The sequence below is a fragment of the Streptomyces tendae genome (assembly GCF_014650435.1).
GTDB classification, from domain to species: Bacteria; Actinomycetota; Actinomycetes; order Streptomycetales; family Streptomycetaceae; genus Streptomyces; species Streptomyces tendae.
The window spans coordinates 392,629-412,790 of record NZ_BMUY01000010.1; the positions used below are offsets into that span (position 1 = coordinate 392,629).

Below are 20,162 nucleotides of genomic sequence, written 5' to 3' on the forward strand. Positions count from 1 at the left end.
GGGCGGCAGGGCGGAGGGCCGACGGGGGTCACCACGAGAGACATACTGATCGTCTCCGTCCTCTCCGCCATGGACCGACCGTAGGGAACGAGTGGAACGCGTGGATCTCCTGCCCCCGCCCACCGGCGCCGACTCCCGGGACGACGTGGCGCGCCGCGCCGACGCCCACGCGGCTGTACCGCTGCTGAACTGCCTGCTGCGCGAGGTGGCCGAACCGCTGCCGGGCCCCGGCGCCCGCCCCGTGTACCGGCTGCCCGGCGGCAGACTGCTGCGGGTGCGCCCAGGGCGGCGGCCCGCCGAACCGGAGGTCCGCACGGCGGACGGGTGGCACCGCGTCGACCACGCCGAACTGGTGAAACTCGTCGCCGAGGCGCTGCGTCGGCACACCGGTGTGCCCAACCACGAACTGCCCACCGAGATGACCGACAGCCGCGACACGGTGGCCGCACTGCTGACGGCACGCACGCGTGCCACCCCGCCCGCGGACCCGTACCTCCGCTCCGAGCAGTCCCTGCTCACCGGCCACACCCACCACCCCGCCCCCAAGGCACGCGGCGGCGGCCCGCACGCCGGGTGGCTGCCGTACGCGCCGGAGGCTTACGCCCGCTTCCCGCTGACGCTGCTCGCCGTGCGCGAGGACACCGTCGTCGACGAGGGCGACACCGCCGCCCTGGACACCCTCGGCAAGGCCCCGCCCGGCTACCGCCTGCTGCCGGCCCACCCCTGGCAGCTCGAACTGACGGCACCCGCCCTCGCCCCCGCCTTCGCCGACGGCCGGCTCGTCCGGGTCGGCACGACCGGCTTCTTCGCCTGGCCCACGGCCGCGATCCGCACGGTGTACGCGCCCGAGTACCTGCCTGGACAGGACCTGTTCCTGAAGTTCAGCCTCGACGTGCGGGTCACCAACGACATCCGCCGCCTGTGGCGCCACGACCTGATGAGACTGCGCCGCACCGACACCGCGGTCACCGAGGCGTTCGCCTCCGTCGGCCCCCCTGCCGCCTGGCTCGGCGACCGCGGGCACCGCACCGCGGACTTCGCCTTCGAGGAACTGGCCGTCGTCGTCCGCGACGGACTGCGGGACCACCTCCTGCCCGGCGCGACCCCGCTCCTGGCCGCCGCGCTCGTGGAGGGCTTCCCCGGCAGCCCGCTGACCGCCACCGCGGACCCGGCGGCCTGGTGGGAGGCGTACCTCGCCGCCGTCGTGCCGCCCGTCCTGACCGCCTTCGCCGACGACGGCGTCGTCCTGGAGGCGCACCTGCAGAACACCCTGGTCGCCGTCGACGCGACCGGCATGCCGGTGCAAGCCCTGTTCCGGGACGCGGAGGGCGTCAAACTGCTGCCGGACACCCCCCGGGCGGCCGGCTGGGAGCGCCTGGTCTACTGCCTGTTCGTCAACCACCTGTACGAGATCGCCGCCGCCCTCACCGAACACCACCTCGGCCTCGACCCCTGGCCCGCAGTCCGCCGAGAGCTGGCCCGCCACGATCTCCCCGAGGTCCCGGCCCTGCTCACCGCCCCCACCCTCCCCGCCAAGACCAACCTGCTGCTGCGCTGGACCGGCGCGGACGGCGCCGACGCCCGCTACCGTCCCCTGGCCAACCCGCTGCGCGGGGCATGAGCGCGGCGGGCTCCACGCACCCGGAAATCCCGTGCCGTCCCGCGCCCCGGTGGTGCACACTCACCGCATGGCGGACATGGACGCGTTCCGGGACGAGATCGCCCGCTGGGCGGCTGGCGGCGCCCCGGACACGGCGGCGGAGCTGGCGGCCGACCTCGGCCTGCGGACGGCGGTGCTGCTGGAGGGCCCCAGCGACCTCGCCGCCGTCGAGGCGCTTGCGGCCCGGGAGCACCGCGACCTGACCGCCGAAGGCGTGGCCGTGGTGTCCATGGGCGGCGCGATGAGCGTCGGCCGCTTCGCCGGCCTGCTCGGCCCGCCCGGCCTCGGCCTGCGCCTGACCGGCCTCTGCGACGCCCGCGAGGAGCCCTTCTACGACCGCGGCTGGCAACGGGCGGGCGCCGTACGCGACTTCCACGTCTGCGTGGCCGACCTGGAGGACGAGATGATCCGGGCGCTGGGCCCGGAGCGGGTCGAGGAGGTCATACGCGCCGAGGACGAACTCCGCCCCTGGCAGACCTTCCTGGCCCAGCCCGCCCAGCACGGCCGCCCCCGTCACCAGCAGTTGCGCCGCTTCCTCAGCACCAAGAAGGGCCGCAAGATCCGCTATGGCAGCCTCCTGGTGCGGGCCCTCGACGGCGCACGGCCACCGGCCCCGCTCGCGGATCTCCTCGCGGGACTGTGACCGCCGTGGCGGCGCGCGGCCCGCGTCAGGACGTTGCCGGCGCCTCGAGCCCCCGCAGCAGCAGGTCGATCATTCGACGCGGGTCGTAGCGGGGATCGTCGTCACCGGCGATGCAGAGGTTGCCGATGCCGCGCATCAACTCGTACGGCTCGATGCCGGGCCTGACCTCGCCCGCGTCGACCGCGGCACCCAGCAGTTGCTCGGCGGCGGGCAGCAGCCGGTCGAGGAAATACGCGTGGAGGGCGACGAAGCTGCTGCTGTCCGGCTGCAGCGTGTTCGCCAGTCCGTGCTTGGTGACCAGGAAGTCGACGAACAGATCGATCCACCGGCGCAGGGCGAGCAGCGGTGAGTCGGCGGCGGCGAGCAGTTGTGGACCGGCTTGCGCGCACTCTTCGACCTGGTGCCGGAAGACGGCCACGACGAGCTCCACCCGCGTCGGGAAGTGGCGGTAGAGCGTCCCCACCCCGACGCCCGCCTTGGCTGCCACCTCGCGGACCGGCGCGTCCAGCCCCGAGGTGACGAAGACCTCGGCCGCGGCCTCCAGCAGCCTTCGCTGGTTGCGCACCACGTCGGCTCGCCTGCTGCCGGCCGGCTCCTTCCCGGAGCGCTCCGCGCTGGGCACAGGTCCACCCTCCTCATGACCGATTTCGCAGCGGGCCCCGTCTCGGCTTGCGAAACGGAACCGTGCTCCGTATTGTGAAGTGGAACGACGTTCCGCTTTGGGTTCCCACTTTACCCGAACCGGGCGTTCCCCTCCTCCTGCCTCCTCTCCCGTGCCGCCTGTCCCTGAGGGCCGCGGCGGAGGCCATCGACACGAAAGGCACACCATGCCCGAGTGGACTTCCACAGCCGACCGCTACCTCCACCCGTCCGCCCCGCCCGTCATGTCGGTCAGCCCGCTGACCCTGTCCGTACCCGGACGGCCGCTGGACCTCGAAGTGCGCGTCTCCGCGCCCCTGACCGGCACCGACCTGCCGGTCATCCTCTTCTCACACGGCCACGGAGGGGCGTACGGCCTCTCCTCGCTCGACGGCTATCTGCCGCTCGCCAAGGTCTGGGCGGCCCGCGGGTTCGTCGTCATCCAGCCCAACCACCTCAGCGCTCCCAGGCTGAGCCACCTGGTCGGTGACAGGCCCGAAGCGCCGCTGTTCTGGCGCTCCCGCGCCAAGGACATGACGACCGTCCTCGACCGGCTCGACGAGATCGAGCAGGCCGTCCCGCAGCTCGCCGGGCGCATGAACCGCGGCAGGGTCGCGGTGGCCGGCCACTCCCTCGGCGCCTTCACCGCCGAACTCCTCCTCGGTGCCAGGATCACCGACCTCGACACCGACGAAGAGGTGAACCTCCTCGAGCCGCGGATCAGGCAGGGCGTGCTGATCGGCGCGACCGGCAGGGGCGGTGACACCTTCGACGGGTTCATGTCCGACCAGGTGCCGGTCTTCCGCACCGTCGACCTCACCACGATGACCACCCCGGCGCTGGTGGTCGCCGGCGACAAGGACGACTCCCAGCACTGGACGACCATGGGCCCGGACTGGCACGCCGACCCGTACCACCTCGCCCCGGGGCCCAAGACCCTCCTCACCGTCTTCAACGGCGAGCACCTCTTCGGCGGGATCCAGGGCCACGACAGCGTCGAGACCTCGGACGAGAGCCCCGACCGGGTCGCCGCGGTCGCGGAGCTCACCGCGGCCTACCTCCGCACGGCCTTCGACTCCGGCGACGACGCCTGGCAGACGGCGCGGGACGCGCTGACCACCGGGTCCGACGCCTTCGGCCGCGTCGAGTCGAAGTAGCCCGGCCTTCTCAGGCTGAGAAGACCCCCCGAGAAGTCACACCACGAGTAGGACGAGAAAGAAGATGAGCCGAGTGGCACACCGGCAGCACCCCATCGGATCAGGATTCACCGCCGCCTCGACGGCCGACGAAGTCATCGCGGGCCTCGATCTGACCGGCACGTACGCCGTCGTCACCGGCGGTCATGCCGGAATCGGCCTGGAGGTCACCCGCGCACTGGCCGGGGCGGGCGCATCGGTGACGGTGGCCGCGCGCGCTCCGGAGCGGGCCACGGCCGCCCTGGCGGAGGCCGGGCTCGGCGGCGTCGAGGTCGGCCGGCTCGACCTGCTCGACCCGGCATCGATCGGCACGTTCGCCGACCAGTGGCTGGAAAGCCGCCGTCCACTCCACATCCTGGTCAACTGCGCCGGCGTAGCGCCTCCGAACCGGCTCGAACGTGATGCGCGCGGCTACGAGGTGCAGTTCGCGACGAACCACCTGGGCCACTTCCAGCTGACCCTCGCCCTGCGCCCCGCCCTCCGCGCCGCCGCCGGGTCGCGCGTCGTCAACGTGTCCTCCGGCGCCCAGCGGTTCGGCGAGATCCGCTGGGACGACCCGAACTTCCGGCGTGGCGACTACCACCAGGGTGTGGCCTACGCCCAGTCCAAGCTCGCGAACGTGCTCTTCGCGGTGGGACTGGACCGCCGCTGGGCCGAGGACGGCATTCGCGGCTACGCCGTGCACCCCGGCGTGATCGTCGGCACGGCGCTGAACAGCTCGGCGGGCAGGGAAGCCCTGCTCGCCCAGGGGCTGATCGACGAGTCCGGCCGACCGGTCATCGACCCCGACCGGGGCAAGAAGACGCCCCAACAGGGCGCGGCCACCATCGTGTTCGCGGCAACCAGCCCCCTGCTGGCCGAGATCGGCGGGGTCTACCTCAAGGACAACGACGTCTCCCCGCTCGACGACGAGGTCAGGCCGGTGACCGCGGACGACCTCCCCTCCGACGCCGCGTCCCACTCCATCGACCCGCAGTCGGCCCAGCGGCTCTGGGAGCTGAGCGAGGATCTGCTCAACTCCTGAACGGCCAGGTCCGCCACGTGGGTTCAGTCCGGGAGCCGCCGGAGTAGTGGTGGGCGCGACGCGCGCTGATCTTCGCGATCGTCTTCGGGCTACGGTGAGGACATACGGCGTCCGCTGGGCATCCGCCACGACTACCCGGTCGACGTCGTCACGCGCGTGGCCGAGTACTACCGGGGCTCGGAGCTCGTGGTCGTCGCCAAGAAGCGATCGGAGGGCTGAGGCTGGCCGCGGACGACGGGCCCTTCACGACCGGCTCCGGGCCTGTCGTGTCCGGTCCCACCACGGCCCTGGTGATGGCCATGACCGGACGCGAGGCGTACTGCGACGATCTCGAAGGGGACGGTGTGGAACTCCTCCGCGGTCACTGCCGGACGGCGTGAACGCGTCCCCGGTCGGCTAGGACGCCGTCGTCCTGGTCAGCACGAGGCTCGGCGGTGCGTCCGGGTCGGTGCGGAAGTACACCTCACCCTCCTCTTCCGCGTAGAGCTGGACGCCGCCCACCATGCCGAGTCCGCCGTCCTCGACCGACAGGTAGACGAAGTCGCTGGAATGCTCGTTCTCGACGTATTCCCAGGTGCCGCTGAAGTCGGCCGGGTCGTCGGGGGTGCCGTCCATCGTTATGTGCGTGGCGGAGAACGTCCCGTCGGAATCGAGCGCGATCCTGCCGTCGGTCTCCTCGTTGCGGTACACGCCGGGCAGCTTCTCGGGGTCGACCGGGGGAGCGCACCCCGAGGCGAGTACGGCTGAAACCGTCAGGGCCCCGAGGAGCCACCGTCTGCCTGTTCTCGTGAGCGTCACCCGGCCAGCGTATGTGCAGCGGCGGGCCAATGATTCGTCGCACCGTCTGACGGCCGCCGCCTCCGGTTCACCCGACGTACACCTCAAGTTCCCGTGTAATTACCCCGCAATTCTCAGCTCCTTCTCACACAGCACCAGTTTCGTGTCTTTCGCGGTCGACGGACCACGAGAGGAAGGAGACGGACTGTGGCACTGCCGGGGACCAGGTGGCGGAAAGCACAGAGCCAGCAGGCAGAGGCCCAGGAGGCGAGAGGGCTGGAGGCGGAAGGGCCGGTGGCGGCAGGCCATGCGGCAGAAGAGTCGTTGCACGTGGCCAGCAGGCTGCACGCGTTCAACCGGTTCGAGCTCAAGTACCTCGTGCCGGTCGAGCAGGCCGCCGAGATCCGGGACGAGCTGGCCGAGCGCATGGACCGGGACCTGAACAGCCCGGTCGGCGGCTACGGGGTGTGGAGCCTGTACTACGACACTCCGCAGCTGCGCTTCTACTGGGAGAAGATCGAAGGTCTGAAGTTCCGGCGCAAGCTGCGCATCCGGCACTACGGGGACCTCGACGGGGTGAATGACGAGTCACCCGTGTGCGTCGAGATCAAGCAGCGGGTCAACCGGGTCACGCAGAAGCGCCGGATCACCCTCCCGTACGGGGTTGCCCGGCAGCTGTGCGACGGGCGGCAGCTGATCGAGCACTCTGCCAAGGAGAGCGCCTTCGTCCAAGAGGTCCTCGAACTCGTCGTGCGGCTGAACCTGCAGCCCACTGCGATCACCGGCTACCAGCGCGAGGCCCTGGTCGGGCGGGACGCGGACACCGGTCTGCGGGTCACCTTCGACCGGCGCATCCGCGGCCGGGACCGCGACTTCCACTTCGCCACGGCGACCCCCGAGAACCGGTTCACCATCCCGCCGCACATGTCGGTGATGGAGATCAAGGTCAACGAGCGCACCCCGCACTGGATCACCGACCTCGCCGCCCGCCGGAACCTGAACCTGGTCCGGATCTCCAAGTACGTGCAGTCCGTCGAGGCGTTCGGGCTGGCCCCCCGGTCCGTCTTCCATGTCCACGAGGCGGACTGTCCGCCTCCTACCCCCACCCCCACGACGCTGCTGTCCGAGCAGCCGTCGGCGCACGACGCGCCTTTGAAAGCAGGAGCACAGTGAACTTCGACCTCCAGGAACTCAGCGGCACGTTCAGCGTCGCCGACGTCGTCGCCGCCATGGCGCTGTCGTTCGTCCTGAGTACGCTGATCGGCCACGTCTACCGGTACACGCACCGGAACGTCTCCTACAGCCAGTCCTACGTCCAGACCCTGGTCATCGTGGGCATGATCGTCGCCCTGATCATGCTGGTCGTCGGGTCCAACCTGGCCCGGGCGTTCTCACTGGTCGGAGCCTTGTCGGTGGTCCGCTTCCGCAACGCGGTCAAGGAGACACGGGACGTCGGCTTCATCTTCCTCGCGATGGCCATCGGCATGGCCTGCGGTGCCCGCTTCTACACGCTGGCCGCGATCGGCGCGGTGGTCATCTGCGTGGTCATCCTCGTGATGTTCAAGTTCAACTGGTTCGCCCTGAACGTCCAGCGGCAGGTCGTCAAGGTCCAGGTCCCCGCCGGCGAGGACTACACGCCGGGCATCCGCGACGTGCTGATCAAGTACACCAGCGAGTTCGAGCTGGTGAGCACCGAGACGATCCGCGGCGGTGCGCTGAGCGAGGTGTTCTACACGGTGCGGCTGAAGAAGGGCGCCGAGCCGGGAGACCTCGTCTCCGCCCTCCAGGAGCGCACCTCGGGGCAGCGGGTCACCGTCCTGACCGGTTACGACACCACCGACCTGTGATGACGGACAACGGAACGCCGGCGCGTGCGCGACGGCGGCTGAAGGACCGGGTGCCGGTGCGGCTGCGGCACCACTGGAAGCCGGCCGGTGCCCTGTGCGCGGGACTGGCCGTCCTCGTCTACGCCTTCGGGGACACCCGCGTCTCGCCGTACGTCACCTCCTCCTCCCGCACGGAGGCCGACGTCATCACGGAGAACGTGGAGGGCGCGGTCGACCTCTACGATGCCTCGGCCACCCACTCCATCGAACTCGCCTATGAGCAGACCGACTTCGAGAAGATGATGAAGGAGTTCCGGGAGGACGGCACCAAGGACTACATCGAGGCCGACCTCACCATCGACGGCGTGTACCTGAACGACGTCGGGATTCGCCTGAAGGGCAACTCCACCCTGATGTCCCTGCGCGGCAACGGCCGAGGCATGCCCGGTGGCGGCCGGGACATGCCCGAAGGCGCCGGTGCCGGGCAGGGCGGGCCGGCCCCGCAGCAGGACGGCGGGACCGGTGGCCGGGGTCGCGGCCAGGACGGCGGCGACCCCGGCACGACCGGCGGCAATGGCGACAAGGGCGGTGCCGGCGGTCAGGGTGGCGCCGGTCAGGGCGGTGCCGCCGGTCCGGGCGGCATGGGCGGCATGGGCGGCATGGGCGGCATGGTCCAGTACAACCTCTCGGACAAGAAGCCCGAGGAACTGCCCTGGCTGATCAAGATCGACGAGTTCGTCGAGGGCCGCGCCTACCAGGGCGAACGGGAGATCTCTCTCCGTCCGGGCAGCGGCGATCAGGTGCCGCTCAACGAGGCGCTGGCGCTGAATCTGATGGACGGCACCGGCCAGAAGAGCGAGCGGTACTCCTTCACCTCGGTCAAGGTCAACAACCGTCCGGTCAGCACCCGGCTGATGGTCGAGAGCCCCGACACCGACTACGCGGAGTCCATCGAGGACGGCGACGGTGTGCTGTACAAGGCGCGCGCCAGTGGCAGCTTCGAGTACAAGGGCAACGACCCCACCGACTACGAGAAGTCCTTCAACCAGCTCAACAAGGTCGGCAGCCGGGACCTGGAACCGGTCATGGAGCTCGTCAAGTGGGTGAACAAGGCGTCCGACGAGGAGTTCGAGCGGGATCTCGGCAAGTATGTCGACATCGACTCCCTCGCCACGTACGTCGCCGCGCAGAACCTGATGACGAACTTCGACGACATGGCCGGCCCGGGCAAGAACTACCTGCTCTGGTACGACCTGGATACCAAGAAGTTCTCCGTGCTCGGCTGGGACTACAACCTCACCTTCTCCGGTGACGCCACGGCCGGCCCGGACGACAGCATGTCCATGATGCCCGGCGGGGGAGAGGGGATGCCCGAGGGGATGCCGGAAGGCATGCCTGAGGGGATGCCCACGGACCTGCCCGAGGGCATGCCGGCGCCCGAGGGCGGCGCGCCCGGCAAGGACGGGGGCGGCGCAGGGCCTGGCGGTATGAGCGGGCACCCGCTGAAGGAGCGCTTCCTGGAGTCCGACGCCTTCGACGGCGTCTACAAGAAGGCGTACCGCGAGCTGTACCAGAAGTTCTACGGCTCCGGCGCCGCGCTGAAGGCCCTCGACCGCGTCGCCGACCAGGCCCGCGCGGCCGGCGCGGACGGCGCGGGCCTGGACACCGCCGCCGACAAGCTGCGCGGCACGGTCAACGACCGTACCGCGGCGCTGGCGAAGAACAAGGAAGTCACCGGCTGATCCCCGGACCTCGGACGGTCGTCCCGCGCGGACGGCCGTCCGGAGTGCGGACAGGAGCGCTCCCGGAGGAGTGCTCCCGCGGCCGTCCACCGAAGGAAACACCCATGCCCGCAGCGTTGCCCAGCCCCCCGGCGGCCCGTCACACAGTCCTCGTCGTCGAGGACGACCCCAGCATCCGCACCCTGCTCACCTCCGCGCTGCAGGCCGCCGGGCACACGGTCGCCGTCGCCGCCACCGGCCGGGCCGCCATGTTCGAGGCGGGGCGCGCCCAACCGGACCTGATCGTGCTGGACGTGGGCCTGCCGGACACCGACGGGTTCGAGGTGACCCGGCACCTGCGCGCGGAGGGCGTCTACACACCCGTGCTGTTCCTGACCGCGCGCACCGACATCGAGGACCGGATCATCGGCCTCAGCTCCGGCGGCGACGACTACGTCACCAAGCCCTTCCACGTCCAGGAGGTGCTGCTGCGCATCCGCGCCATCCTGCGGCGCAGCACCGCTCAGCAGGCCGCCGCGGACCGCCGCTTCCCGCTGCGCTACGCCGACCTGATGCTGGACGAGCAGACCCACGAGGTACGCCGCGCCGGGGTGCCCGTACAACTGTCGCCCACCGAGTTCCGTCTGCTGTCGGTCCTGATGTCGCAGCCGGAACGGGTGCTGGACAAGAAGGAGATCCTCTCCCGGGTCTGGCACTACGACTTCGCGGGCGACGCCCGCATCGTCGACACCTACGTACGCAACCTCCGCCGCAAGATCGACCGGTTCCCGCCGCAGCTCGTCCAAACCGTCCGAGGTGTCGGCTACTGCCTGCGGGCCGACCGGCAGGACCCCACGACGGCCGCGCCGTGAAGAGCCGGGCGGTGCGGCCGAGGCCGCGCTCGCTGCGGGCCCGGCTGGTCCTGGGGACGACGCTGCTGGCGACCTCGGCGGTCCTGCTGTGCCAGGCGGCGGGCCTGACCGTCCTGCACGGCTGGCTTACCGACCAGGTTGACGGCCGGCTGACCCGCTTCCGTCTCATGCCCGATGCCGAACGCGAAGCCGCCCAGGGCGTCGCGGTCCGGGCGGCGCGGGAGCAGGACCTCCTGCCCTCCGACTACCGGGTGTACTTCTACGACCGCGACGGGCGCCGGATGGCAGCCTCGCTGGGCGGGGAAGGGGATGGGGAAGCGGGACCGGCGCTGCCCGCCACCGAGAGCTCGCTGGAGCTGTGCGACGGCCGGCCGCGGACGGTGGAAGCGGCCGACGGCGACGGCCGGTGGCGCGTCATCGCCCGGGACGGGCACGACGGCCGGGTCGTCGTCGCACTGCCGCTCAGGGAGGTCGACGGGGCGACCATGAAGATGCTGGGGTTCAGCCTGGTCGTCGGAGTGGCGGTCGCCGTGTGCGTGGTCGCGTCCGGACGCTTCTTCGTCACGCTCGGGCTGCGCCCGTTGACCCGGGTCGAACGCACCGCACGCCGCATCGCCGACGGCGAGTCGCAGCTGCGCATAGCCGACGGGCACGCCTTCACCGAAGTCGCCCACCTCAGCCACGCGCTGAACAGCATGCTCGACCGGCTGCGGGCCGCGCTCCAGCGCAGTGAAGCGTCCGAGCAGCGGCTGCGCCGGTTCCTCGCGGACGCCGGTCACGAACTGCGCACCCCGCTCACGTCGTTGCAAGGGTTCGCTGAACTCCTGGTGGACGCACCGGGGATGGAGGCGGACCGACGCGACGAGGCGCACCGGTTGATCGTGCAGAACGCCGGACGCATGAGCCGGCTCGTCGACGACCTGATCCAGCTGGCCCAACTGAGCGAGGCGCCCGTCGCCCACCGTGAGCAGGTCGACCTGCTGTCCCTGGCGGCCGACACGATCGCCGCCCTGGCCGTCCAGCATCCCGGCCGAAGGATCGGTCTGGGCGCGCTCGACGACGCGGACGACGCACCCGGCTCGGGTGAGCTGGATGTCGTGCAGACCGTCGGCGACCCCCACCAGCTGGCGCAGATCCTCACCAATCTGCTGGCCAACGCGTGCACGCACACCCCGTCGGGTACGGCCGTCCGGGTCCGTGTGGGCGGACTGCGGGTCCGTGCCCGCGGACCCGGCAGGGACCTGACCCACCGTACGAGCGCGAACCCGCCCCTGGACGTCGGCAGCAGGGTAGGCGTCGTCGAGGTCGCGGACGACGGACCGGGACTCGCCGCACCCGACGCGGCGCGGATCTTCGAACGCTTCTACCGGACCCGGACCACCCCACCGGACGACACCCGCACGGGCTTCGGCCTGGGGCTGGCCATCGCCTCCGGCATCGCCGCCGCGCACGGGGGGCGTCTGGAACTCGACACCCGCCCCGGCCGAGGGTGCACGTTCCGGCTGCTGCTCCCGCACGAGCCGGCCCAGGATCCCACTCCGCGGCCGAGGGAACTCCCGCCCGCCACCCCGGCCACCGCGGACCCCTCTCGCAGAAGGAGCACACCGTGAAACTGAGCACCGTCCGCCTGGGCTACGGCCGTACGGCCGCCGCGCGACTGCAGAAGAAACACTGCGTGCTGCTGCCGTACCCGGACGTCGGCGCCCTGATCGCGTCCGGCGACGGCTGGCGGGAAAGGGCCGGAGCCGAGACCGGCGAGCGCACCCGTCTGGAGGAGGTCTCCTTCGCGCCCCTGCTGCGCAGCCCGCGGCACGTCGTACGCACCCGTGTCGACTCTCTGCCGGGCACGGGCGGAGGGGACCGGCCGACAGCCCCGTCCTTCCGCGTCGAGGGCGGCAAGCACCTGATCGGCGCACAGGACGACATACGGCTGCCCGAGGGGGCGGGCGAACTGCACTGGGGTGCGCAACTGGGCGTGGTCATCGGGCGCCCGACGCGCACCGTGACCGCCGAGGCCGCGCTCGGGCACGTCGCGGGGTACACGGTCGTCAACGACGTCGCGCCCGCCGACAGGGACGGCGGACCGGCCGGCGACGGATCCGGCCGACGCGTCGCCGTACCCATCCCGGTGGGACCCGCGCTGGTCACCACCGACGACACCCCGATGGGCGGCCGCGGCCTGACGATCACATGCGTCGTCGACAACCGGGTTGTGCAGAAGTTCAACACTTCCGACCTGCCCTTCGATGTGGCCACCGTCGTCGCCCGGGTGAGTACCCTCGTCACCCTGCTGCCGGGCGACCTGATCACCACCGGTACCCGCGGCGGCCGGGGTAGGGACCCGCACCAGGCACTCTCGGTGCGGCAGGGACAGCTGATGGTCACCACGATCAAAGGGGTGGGCGAGCTGACCGGCACCGTCCTACCACCGTGCCGCTGACGGCGGCATCCCGCCGCCGGGCGGACCTGCGCGGCCGAGGGCGGTGGCGCGGGAAGCGCCAGCAACGGCTACCGTGATGGACGACTGCGCCGCGGGGCAACGGCTGAGTCGACCGAAGGGACAGCCGTACGATGACCGATCAGCCCGCGGACAGGCCCAGGCGGCCCAGGCTCCTCGTCGTCGAGGACGAACCCAGCATCTGCGCCCTACTGGAGTCCACCCTGCGACTGACCGGCTACGAGGTGGGCAGCGCCGGGACCGGCCGGGCCGCCCTGGCGGAGATCGAACGGAGCAACCCCCAACTGATACTGCTCGACGTGATGCTTCCCGACCTGGACGGCTTCGAGGTCACCCGGCGGCTGCGGGCGGCCGGCAACGACGTTCCCGTACTGTTCCTGACCGCACGCACCGGACTCGACGACCGCATCCGGGGGCTCGGCGCCGGCGGCGACGACTATGTGAGCAAGCCTTTCAGCCCGGAGGAGGTACTGCTGCGCATCGAGGCCATCCTGCGCCGGACCGGTGCCCGCGCCACGGTCCCCGAGCCGAAGCACACCGTCCGAAGCTACGCCGACCTCGAACTCGACGCGGACGCCCACGAGGTGCACCGCGCCGGGCAGTACGTCCGGCTGTCACCGACCGAGTTCAAGCTGCTGGCCTACCTGATGGCCAACGCGGGCCGGGTACTGACCAAGGCCCAGATCCTCGACCACGTGTGGAACTACGACTTCGCGGGCGACAGCCGCATCATCGACACCTACATCCGCTACTTGCGCAAGAAGATCGACAGCTTTCACCCACCACTGATCCACACTGTCCGCGGCGTCGGCTACTGCCTGCGGCTGCCCCGGAAGGCGGGCGGCGGCCAGTGAGAGTGCCCCGCCGGCCGTCAGACCCACGGCCGCGTCCGCCGCGCTCCCTGCGCAGGAGACTGATCCTCGGGGCCACCGCGCTGGCCACGGCCGCCGTCCTCGTCTCCCAGTTCATCGGCTTCGCCGTGCTGCGGTCCTGGCTCCTCGACCGCGTCGACCAGCAGCTCACCGGCTTCCACCCGCCCGAACGGGCGTACGCCGACGCACTGCGCGGCACCCTTCCCGACCAGAGACCCGACATCCTCCCCTCGGACTTCCGGGTCTACTTCTACGACGCCTCCGGCCACCGCGTCGACACCTCGCTCGGGACCGACACCGAGCCCGGCCCCCGCCTCGCCGACCCGGTCTCCGCACTCGGCCTCCGGGCCGGCCGGCCCGAGACGGTCGACGCCACCACCGGGGACAGCAGGTGGCGCGTGCTGCTGACCCCGGGACCCGACGGCATGAACTCCGTGGTGGCCCTGCCGCTCGACACCGTGGACGGCGCGTCCGACAAGATCCTCTGGATCAACGCCGTCCTGCTCCTGCTCACCGTCCTCGCCCTGTTCACCCTGGGGCGATGGGTCGTCGGGCTCGGACTGCTCCCACTGACCCGTATGGAACACACCGCCGAACGCATCGGCGCGGGACGGCTCGACCTCCGTCTGCCCGACACCGACCGGCACACCGAGATCGGGCGGCTGGGCCGGGTCCTGAACAGCATGCTGGAGCGGCTGCAAGAAGCACTGCGCGAGCGGGAGACGTCCGAGCGGCGCATGCGCCGGTTCGTCGCGGACGCCGGACACGAACTGCGCACCCCGCTCACCGCCATCCAGGGCTACGCCCAACTCGCGCTTCAGAGTGAGCACCTCACCGCCGAGCAGCGCGACGAGGGCAACCGCGTCATCGCCGGCAACGCGGAACGCATGAGCCTGCTCGTCGACGACCTCCAGCTCCTGGCCCGCCTCGACCGGGAACCGTCATATCGCAGCGAACCGGTGGACCTGCTCGCCCTGGCCGCCGACGCCGTGCGCGCCGCCGCTCCCTACCGTGAGAGCCACCCGGTCGACCTGGCACCCCTGGCCCTACCCGGCAGCGGCGACGCCTTGGAGGTGGTCGAGGCGGCCGGCGACGCCCACCGGCTGGGCCAGATCCTGGAAAACCTCCTGTCCAACGCCCGCATCCACACCCCGGCCGGCACTCCGGTCCACGTATGCGTGGGGGAGACGACCGTGAGCGACACCGGCTGCGGCACCGACCGTCCCGGGCGCACCAGCGTGTCCCCGGCGCTGCCGGCCGGCACACCGGTCGGTGTGATCGAGGTGGCGGACGAAGGACCCGGGCTGACGGCCCGGGACGCCGAGCACGTCTTCGAGCGCTTTTACCGGGCCGACCCCTCCCGCTCGCGCGCGCACGGCGGCAGCGGCCTCGGCCTCTCGATCGCCGCCGCGATCGCCGAGGGGCACGGGGGGCGCTTGGAACTCGACACGACACCCGGCGGGGGCTGCACGTTCCGTCTCGTCCTGCCCGTCCGTCCGGCCCCGCCCGCCGCGGGACGAGTGGCCGACTGACGCGAACCCGCGTTCACGCTGGGTCACTATGCTCGCCGCATGCTCACCGAAGTCACCGCCACCCGCTACGTCGAGCCCCTGCACTCCGGTGGCTCCGTGCCCGCCGTCGTCGAGGCCGACGATCTCGGCACCTACGTCCTGAAGTTCACCGGCTCCGCGCAGGGCCGCAAGGCGCTGGTCGCCGAGGTGGTCGTCGGGGAGCTGGCGCGGGAGCTGGGGCTGCGGGTGCCGGAGCTGGTGCTCGCGCACTTCGACCCGGCGATCGCGGAGGCCGAACCGCACCAGGAGGTGCGGGACCTGCTGCACGCCAGCGCGGGACTCAACCTCGGCATGGACTACCTGTCGGGCGGTGCCGACTTCACGCCCGAGCTGGCCGAGGTGTTCCCGGTGGACGCGCGGGAGGCCGGGCGGGTCGTCTGGCTGGACGCCCTGACCGTGAACGTCGACCGGACGGTGCACAGTTCCAACCTCATGGTGTGGCCCACCCTCGGCACCGCACCCCCGCGCCTGTGGCTGATCGACCACGGCGCGGCCCTCGTCTTCCACCACCGCTGGGGGGCCTCCCCGCCCGAGAAGGCGTACGACTTCCGCCACCACGCCCTCGGCCACTACGCGCCCGACCTCCCGGCCGCCGACGCCGAGCTGGCGCCGAAGGTGACGCGGGAGCTGCTGAGCGAGGTGGTGGGCCGGGTGCCCGAGTCCTGGCTGACCTGCGAGGGTGACCTCGACACGCCGGAGAAGGTGCGTGCCGCGTACGTGGACTACCTGCACGCGCGCGTGCGGGCCTCCCGGCAGTGGCTGCCCACCGGCTTCCCGAGCCGGGAGGAACTCGCCGCCGAGAACGCCGCCCGCGCGGCGCGCACCCGGCGGGGCCGGCCGGACTGGCTGAAGCGGGTCCCCGACCTGCACGGCAAGCCGCCCGCCGAGCAGGACTGGTCCGTACACCTCGGCTGACACACGTCCGCGCCCCCGGTGCCGTGCTTCGGCACCGGGGGCGCGGACCGTCGAGCGTGCCCGGGCGTCAGCCCTTGAGCTGCTCGTACGCCGGCAGCGTCAGGAAGTCGGCGTAGTCCTCGTCGAGCGACACCGTGAGCAGCAGGTCGTGGGCCTGCTGCCAGTTGCCGGCCGCGAAGGCCTCGTCGCCGATCTCGGCGCGGATGTTCGCCAGCTCCTCGGCGGCGACCTTGCGGGCCAGGCCGGCGGTGACCTGCTCGCCGTTGTCGAGGACGACCTCCGCGTTGATCCACTGCCAGATCTGCGAGCGGGAGATCTCGGCGGTGGCCGCGTCCTCCATCAGGTTGAAGATGGCGACCGCGCCGAGGCCGCGCAGCCACGCCTCGATGTAGCGGATGCCGACCTGGACGGCGTTGACGAGACCGGCGTAGGTCGGCTTGGCGTCCAGGGAGTCGACGGCGATGAGGTCGGCGGCCTTGACGTCGACGTCCTCGCGCAGCCGGTCCTTCTGGTTCGGCTTGTCGCCGAGGACCTTGTCGAAGGACTCCATGGCGATCGGGACCAGGTCGGGGTGGGCGACCCAGGAGCCGTCGAAGCCGTCGCCGGCCTCGCGGTCCTTGTCGGCGCGGACCTTCTCGAAGGCGACCTTGTTGACCTCGGCGTCGCGGCGCGAGGGGATGAAGGCCGCCATGCCGCCGATCGCGTGCGCGCCCCGCTTGTGGCAGGTGCGGACGAGGAGTTCGGTGTACGCCCGCATGAACGGGGCGGTCATCGTCACGGCGTTGCGGTCCGGCAGGACGAACTTGGCGCCGCCGTCACGGAAGTTCTTGACGATGGAGAACAGGTAGTCCCAGCGCCCCGCGTTCAGGCCGGAGGCGTGGTCGCGCAGTTCGTAGAGGATCTCCTCCATCTCGTACGCGGCCGTGATCGTCTCGATCAGGACGGTGGCACGCACCGTGCCCTGCGGGATGCCGACGTAGTCCTGCGCGAAGACGAACACCTCGTTCCACAGGCGCGCCTCCAGGTGGGACTCGGTCTTCGGGAGGTAGAAGTACGGGCCCTTGCCGAGGTCCAGCAGACGCTGTGCGTTGTGGAAGAAGTACAGGCCGAAGTCGACCAGGGCGCCGGGGACCGGACGGCCGTCCACCTGGAGGTGGCGCTCGTCGAGGTGCCAGCCGCGGGGACGCATGACGACCGTCGCCAGTTCGGCGTCCGGGCGCAGGGCGTACGACTTGCCGGTGCGCTCGTCGGTGAAGTCGATGGTGCGGGTGTAGGCCGAGGCCAGGTTGAGCTGGCCGAGGACCACGTTCTCCCAGGTCGGCGCGGAGGCGTCCTCGAAGTCCGCGAGCCACACCTTCGCGCCCGAGTTGAGCGCGTTGATGGTCATCTTGCGGTCGGTGGGGCCGGTGATCTCGACGCGGCGGTCCTGCAGTGCGGCCGGAGCGGGGGCCACCTTCCAGGAGTCGTCCGCGCGGATCGCGGCGGTCTCCGGGAGGAAGTCGAGCGTGGAGGTGCGGGCGATCTCGGCGCGGCGCTCCGCACGGCGGGCGAGGAGCTCGTCACGCCGGGGCGTGAACCGCCGGTGCAGCTCGGCCACGAAGGCGAGCGCCGCATCGGTGAGGACCTCCTCCTGCCGGGGCAGGGGCTCGGCGTCGACGATGGCCAGCGTGGACGGCGCTGGTGCGGACATGAGCTGTCACTTCCTTCAGCGGTGGCACCGGGTGCCAGAGGGTGCGTATGGGGCATTACGCACTCGCCGTGCAGCGGAGTGCTTCTGGTCAGTGGATAGTAGTTTCCTCATCGTGGAACTTCAATGATTTGTTGATGTCGAGATTCTCCGGGTCGAGGGAAGGTGGCGCTCGGTGCCACCTTCCTCACTCAAGGTGGACCAGGTCCGCCTCGGTGTCGATGTCGTAGGGCCGGGCCACGTCCCCGCACTCGACGAGGGCGATCTCCGCCTCGTGTTCCCTCAGATAGGCGCGGGCACCCCGGTCACCGGTGGCGGTCGCCGCGATCCCCGCCCAGTGCGCTGCGCCGAGCAGCACGGGGTGTCCGCGCACGCCCGCGTACGCCGCCGAGACCAGCGACGTCTCGTCCCGGTACGCGCCGCGCACCCGGGCCATCGCCTCCGCGCCGATGCCGGGCTGGTCCACCAGGCAGACCAGTGCCGCCCGCGCCCCGGTCCCGGTCCCGGTTCGGGTTCCGGTCCCGGTCAGTGAGTGGAGCCCGGCCCGCAGGGACGAGCCCATGCCCTGTTCCCAGTCGGGGTTGTCCACGAGGACGCAGTCGTCGAGCGCCGCCCGCGCGCGCACGTCCTCGGCGCGCGCCCCCAGGACGACGTGCACGCGCGCGCAGCCGGCCGCCCGCAGCGCGCCGACCGCGTGTTCGACGAGCAGGTGTCCACGGTGTTCGAGCAGTGCCTTGGGACGGCCGCCGAGCCGTCGGCCGCCCCCGGCGGCCAGCAGCAGTCCCGCCACCCGGTCGCCCACCTGGTCTTCCGTCAGGGCCTCGTTGTCGGTCATGCGTCCTGCATACCTGACGGCGCGCCAAACACCCCGGCGCGCGCGGGGTGCACGGAGGTGTTCCGGAGGCTGAATTTCGGTCCGCGCGCTGGCGCGTCCGGTGCGGGGTGGCGTTTACTGGCCCGCGCACAACGGGGTGCGAGGGGGAGGGCGGGGAGGGCTGTGTTGCGGAGCTTGGGGCAGAGCTTGGGGCAGAGGCACGTGACCGTCGGCGACGAGGACGTGAGGGTGGTGGCACTGCGTACCGCGGTGTCCCGGCTGCGCCGCCAACTCGCCCTGCTGCCCGCCGACTTCCCGGACCGCGGCATCGCGGAGGACGAGCTGGCCGACCTCGCCGCCATGGCCGGCCACGGTGTCCCCGAGGCGCCACGGCTGCGCCGCTCCCTGCTGCTGATAGCCGGTGCCATCGGCTCCGTCAGCGCCCTGAAGCCGGGGCTGACGGAGGTCCGTCACGCGGTGGAGCTCTTCGGGGACCCGCCGCGCCGCTGAGCCGCGGGCGCGGGAGGGCGCTGGCTCAGGCGGCCGGGCTGCCGTTCGAGCCGTTCGCGCCGTTCGAGGTCAGCAGGGCATGGGACAGCTCCGCCGCCACCTGCTGGAGCAGGGGCACGATCCGGTCGGTCGCGGCCTCGGTGACACGGCCCGCGGGACCGGAGATCGAGATGGCCGCCGCGGTGGGGGAGTCCGGCACCGAGACGGCCAGGCAGCGCACCCCGATCTCCTGCTCGTTGTCGTCGATCGCGTAGCCCTGGCGCCGCACGTCCTCGAGCGCCGCGATGAAGCCGTCCGGCGTGGTGATCGTCTTGTCGGTCGCGGCCGGCATGCCGGTACGGCCCAGCAGGGCCCGCACCTCGTCCGCCGGGAAGTCCGCGAGCAGTGCCTTGCCGACGCCCGTGGAGTGCGGCAGGACGCGCCGGCCGACCTCGGTGAACATCCGCATCGAGTGCTTGGACGGCACCTGGGCGACGTACACGATCTCGTCCCCGTCGAGCAGCGCCATGTTCGCCGTCTCGCCGGTCTCCTCGACCAGGCGGGCCAGGTGCGGGCGCGCCCAGGTGCCCAGCAGCCGGGAGGCGGACTCGCCGAGGCGGATCAGGCGCGGGCCGAGCGCGTACCGGCGGTTGGGCTGCTGGCGTACGTAGCCGCAGGCCACGAGCGTGCGCATCAGGCGGTGGATGGTCGGCAGCGGTAGTCCGCTGCTCGCCGAGAGCTCGCTCAGGCCGACCTCGCCCCCCGCGTCCGCCATCCGTTCGAGCAGGTCGAAGGCGCGCTCCAGGGACTGGACGCCGCCGGTGGCGGACCTGGCGGAGTCGGTGGTGCTGGCGCTGGACGTCGGCACGGCACGTTCCTTTCGGGGCTGGCGGGAGGAAAGAAGCGTACCCGGCGGCCGGTTGACTACCGGCTTGTACGTAGCTACGTTCTGCTTGCTGGAATTCTAATTCCGCTTTGTGGAAACGTCCAGGGCTGAG

General features: G+C 71.5%; 19 protein-coding genes and 1 pseudogene. 15 read left to right on the plus strand and 5 right to left on the minus strand.

The features are described from left to right. Positions 1-91: 91 nt before the first annotated feature. Positions 92-1,621, plus strand: a complete 1,530-nt coding sequence (locus IE258_RS26930) for an IucA/IucC family protein (protein WP_189747560.1) — start codon at positions 92-94, stop codon at positions 1,619-1,621. A 67-nt stretch (positions 1,622-1,688) separates the two neighbouring features. Further along, a complete protein-coding gene (locus IE258_RS26935; protein ID WP_189747562.1) occupies positions 1,689-2,303 on the plus strand; it encodes a TOPRIM nucleotidyl transferase/hydrolase domain-containing protein in 615 nt (204 codons plus the stop codon). Positions 2,304-2,328: 25 nt separating this feature from the next. On the opposite strand, the gene IE258_RS26940 is transcribed toward IE258_RS26935, so the two are convergent. Further along, positions 2,329-2,925, minus strand: coding sequence for a TetR/AcrR family transcriptional regulator (locus IE258_RS26940; protein WP_229892443.1), 597 nt, complete (start codon positions 2,923-2,925; stop codon positions 2,329-2,331). 205 nt (positions 2,926-3,130) lie between these two features. Here IE258_RS26940 and IE258_RS26945 point away from each other — a divergent pair, with 205 nt between their 5' ends. The 3 genes and pseudogenes from IE258_RS26945 to IE258_RS41360 form a co-directional block, all read left to right on the plus strand. Beyond that, positions 3,131-4,099 (plus strand): alpha/beta hydrolase family protein, encoded by a 969-nt coding sequence (locus tag IE258_RS26945; RefSeq protein WP_189747564.1) that lies wholly within the window; start codon positions 3,131-3,133, stop codon positions 4,097-4,099. Between the two features lie 64 nt (positions 4,100-4,163). After that, positions 4,164-5,162: an SDR family NAD(P)-dependent oxidoreductase gene (locus IE258_RS26950; RefSeq protein WP_189747566.1), complete on the plus strand. Its 999-nt coding sequence runs from the start codon at positions 4,164-4,166 to the stop codon at positions 5,160-5,162. A gap of 90 nt (positions 5,163-5,252) precedes the next feature. After that, positions 5,253-5,542, plus strand: a pseudogene (locus tag IE258_RS41360) (maleylpyruvate isomerase mycothiol-dependent enzyme family protein); the annotation flags it as partial. A gap of 16 nt (positions 5,543-5,558) precedes the next feature. Here the strand turns inward: IE258_RS41360 and IE258_RS26955 are convergent. Then, positions 5,559-5,960: a hypothetical protein gene (locus tag IE258_RS26955; protein WP_189747568.1), complete on the minus strand. Its 402-nt coding sequence runs from the start codon at positions 5,958-5,960 to the stop codon at positions 5,559-5,561. A gap of 303 nt (positions 5,961-6,263) precedes the next feature. On the opposite strand from IE258_RS26955, the gene IE258_RS26960 reads away from it, so the two are divergent. The 9 genes from IE258_RS26960 (at position 6,264) to IE258_RS27000 (ending at position 16,174) form a co-directional block, all read left to right on the plus strand. Beyond that, on the plus strand, positions 6,264-7,112 hold the full coding sequence (locus tag IE258_RS26960; RefSeq protein WP_189747649.1) for a polyphosphate polymerase domain-containing protein: 849 nt from the start codon (positions 6,264-6,266) through the stop codon (positions 7,110-7,112). Next, complete coding sequence (locus tag IE258_RS26965) at positions 7,109-7,786, plus strand: DUF4956 domain-containing protein (protein ID WP_189747571.1); 678 nt, start codon at positions 7,109-7,111, stop codon at positions 7,784-7,786. Before IE258_RS26960 ends, IE258_RS26965 begins: the two co-directional genes overlap by 4 nt. Further along, positions 7,786-9,507, plus strand: coding sequence for a CotH kinase family protein (locus IE258_RS26970; RefSeq protein WP_189747573.1), 1,722 nt, complete (start codon positions 7,786-7,788; stop codon positions 9,505-9,507). Before IE258_RS26965 ends, IE258_RS26970 begins: the two co-directional genes overlap by 1 nt. A 104-nt stretch (positions 9,508-9,611) precedes the next feature. Next, positions 9,612-10,358, plus strand: a complete 747-nt coding sequence (locus tag IE258_RS26975) for a response regulator transcription factor (RefSeq protein WP_189747575.1) — start codon at positions 9,612-9,614, stop codon at positions 10,356-10,358. Between the two features lie 11 nt (positions 10,359-10,369). Then, positions 10,370-11,968, plus strand: coding sequence for a sensor histidine kinase (locus IE258_RS26980; RefSeq protein ID WP_229892444.1), 1,599 nt, complete (start codon positions 10,370-10,372; stop codon positions 11,966-11,968). Beyond that, positions 11,965-12,798: a fumarylacetoacetate hydrolase family protein gene (locus tag IE258_RS26985; RefSeq protein ID WP_189747579.1), complete on the plus strand. Its 834-nt coding sequence runs from the start codon at positions 11,965-11,967 to the stop codon at positions 12,796-12,798. The genes IE258_RS26980 and IE258_RS26985 overlap by 4 nt, the downstream gene beginning before the upstream one ends. Positions 12,799-12,929: 131 nt before the next feature. Then, the gene (locus IE258_RS26990) at positions 12,930-13,670 is read left to right on the plus strand and encodes a response regulator transcription factor (protein ID WP_189747580.1); all 741 of its coding nucleotides are present in this window, start codon (positions 12,930-12,932) and stop codon (positions 13,668-13,670) included. Beyond that, on the plus strand, positions 13,667-15,220 hold the full coding sequence (locus IE258_RS26995; RefSeq protein WP_229892446.1) for a sensor histidine kinase: 1,554 nt from the start codon (positions 13,667-13,669) through the stop codon (positions 15,218-15,220). Before IE258_RS26990 ends, IE258_RS26995 begins: the two co-directional genes overlap by 4 nt. Before the next feature lie 39 nt (positions 15,221-15,259). Beyond that, entirely contained in the window at positions 15,260-16,174 is a 915-nt protein-coding gene (locus IE258_RS27000; RefSeq protein WP_189747582.1) for a HipA family kinase, read from the plus strand. 67 nt (positions 16,175-16,241) lie between these two features. Here the strand turns inward: IE258_RS27000 and aceB are convergent, their stop codons facing one another. Beyond that, on the minus strand, positions 16,242-17,864 hold the full coding sequence (aceB, locus tag IE258_RS27005) for a malate synthase A (protein WP_189747584.1): 1,623 nt from the start codon (positions 17,862-17,864) through the stop codon (positions 16,242-16,244). Between the two features lie 184 nt (positions 17,865-18,048). Then, positions 18,049-18,696 carry a nucleotidyltransferase family protein gene (locus IE258_RS27010; RefSeq protein ID WP_189747586.1) on the minus strand — a complete coding sequence of 216 codons (648 nt, stop codon included), beginning with the start codon at positions 18,694-18,696 and terminating at the stop codon, positions 18,049-18,051. Between the two features lie 174 nt (positions 18,697-18,870). Here IE258_RS27010 and IE258_RS27015 point away from each other — a divergent pair, with 174 nt between their 5' ends. Continuing rightward, the gene (locus IE258_RS27015; RefSeq protein ID WP_189747588.1) at positions 18,871-19,185 is read left to right on the plus strand and encodes a DUF5955 family protein; all 315 of its coding nucleotides are present in this window, start codon (positions 18,871-18,873) and stop codon (positions 19,183-19,185) included. Positions 19,186-19,210: 25 nt separating this feature from the next. On the opposite strand, the gene allR is transcribed toward IE258_RS27015, so the two are convergent. Beyond that, positions 19,211-20,032 (minus strand): allantoin degradation transcriptional regulator AllR, encoded by an 822-nt coding sequence (allR, locus tag IE258_RS27020; protein WP_189747590.1) that lies wholly within the window; start codon positions 20,030-20,032, stop codon positions 19,211-19,213. Between the last annotated feature and the right edge of the window lie 130 nt (positions 20,033-20,162).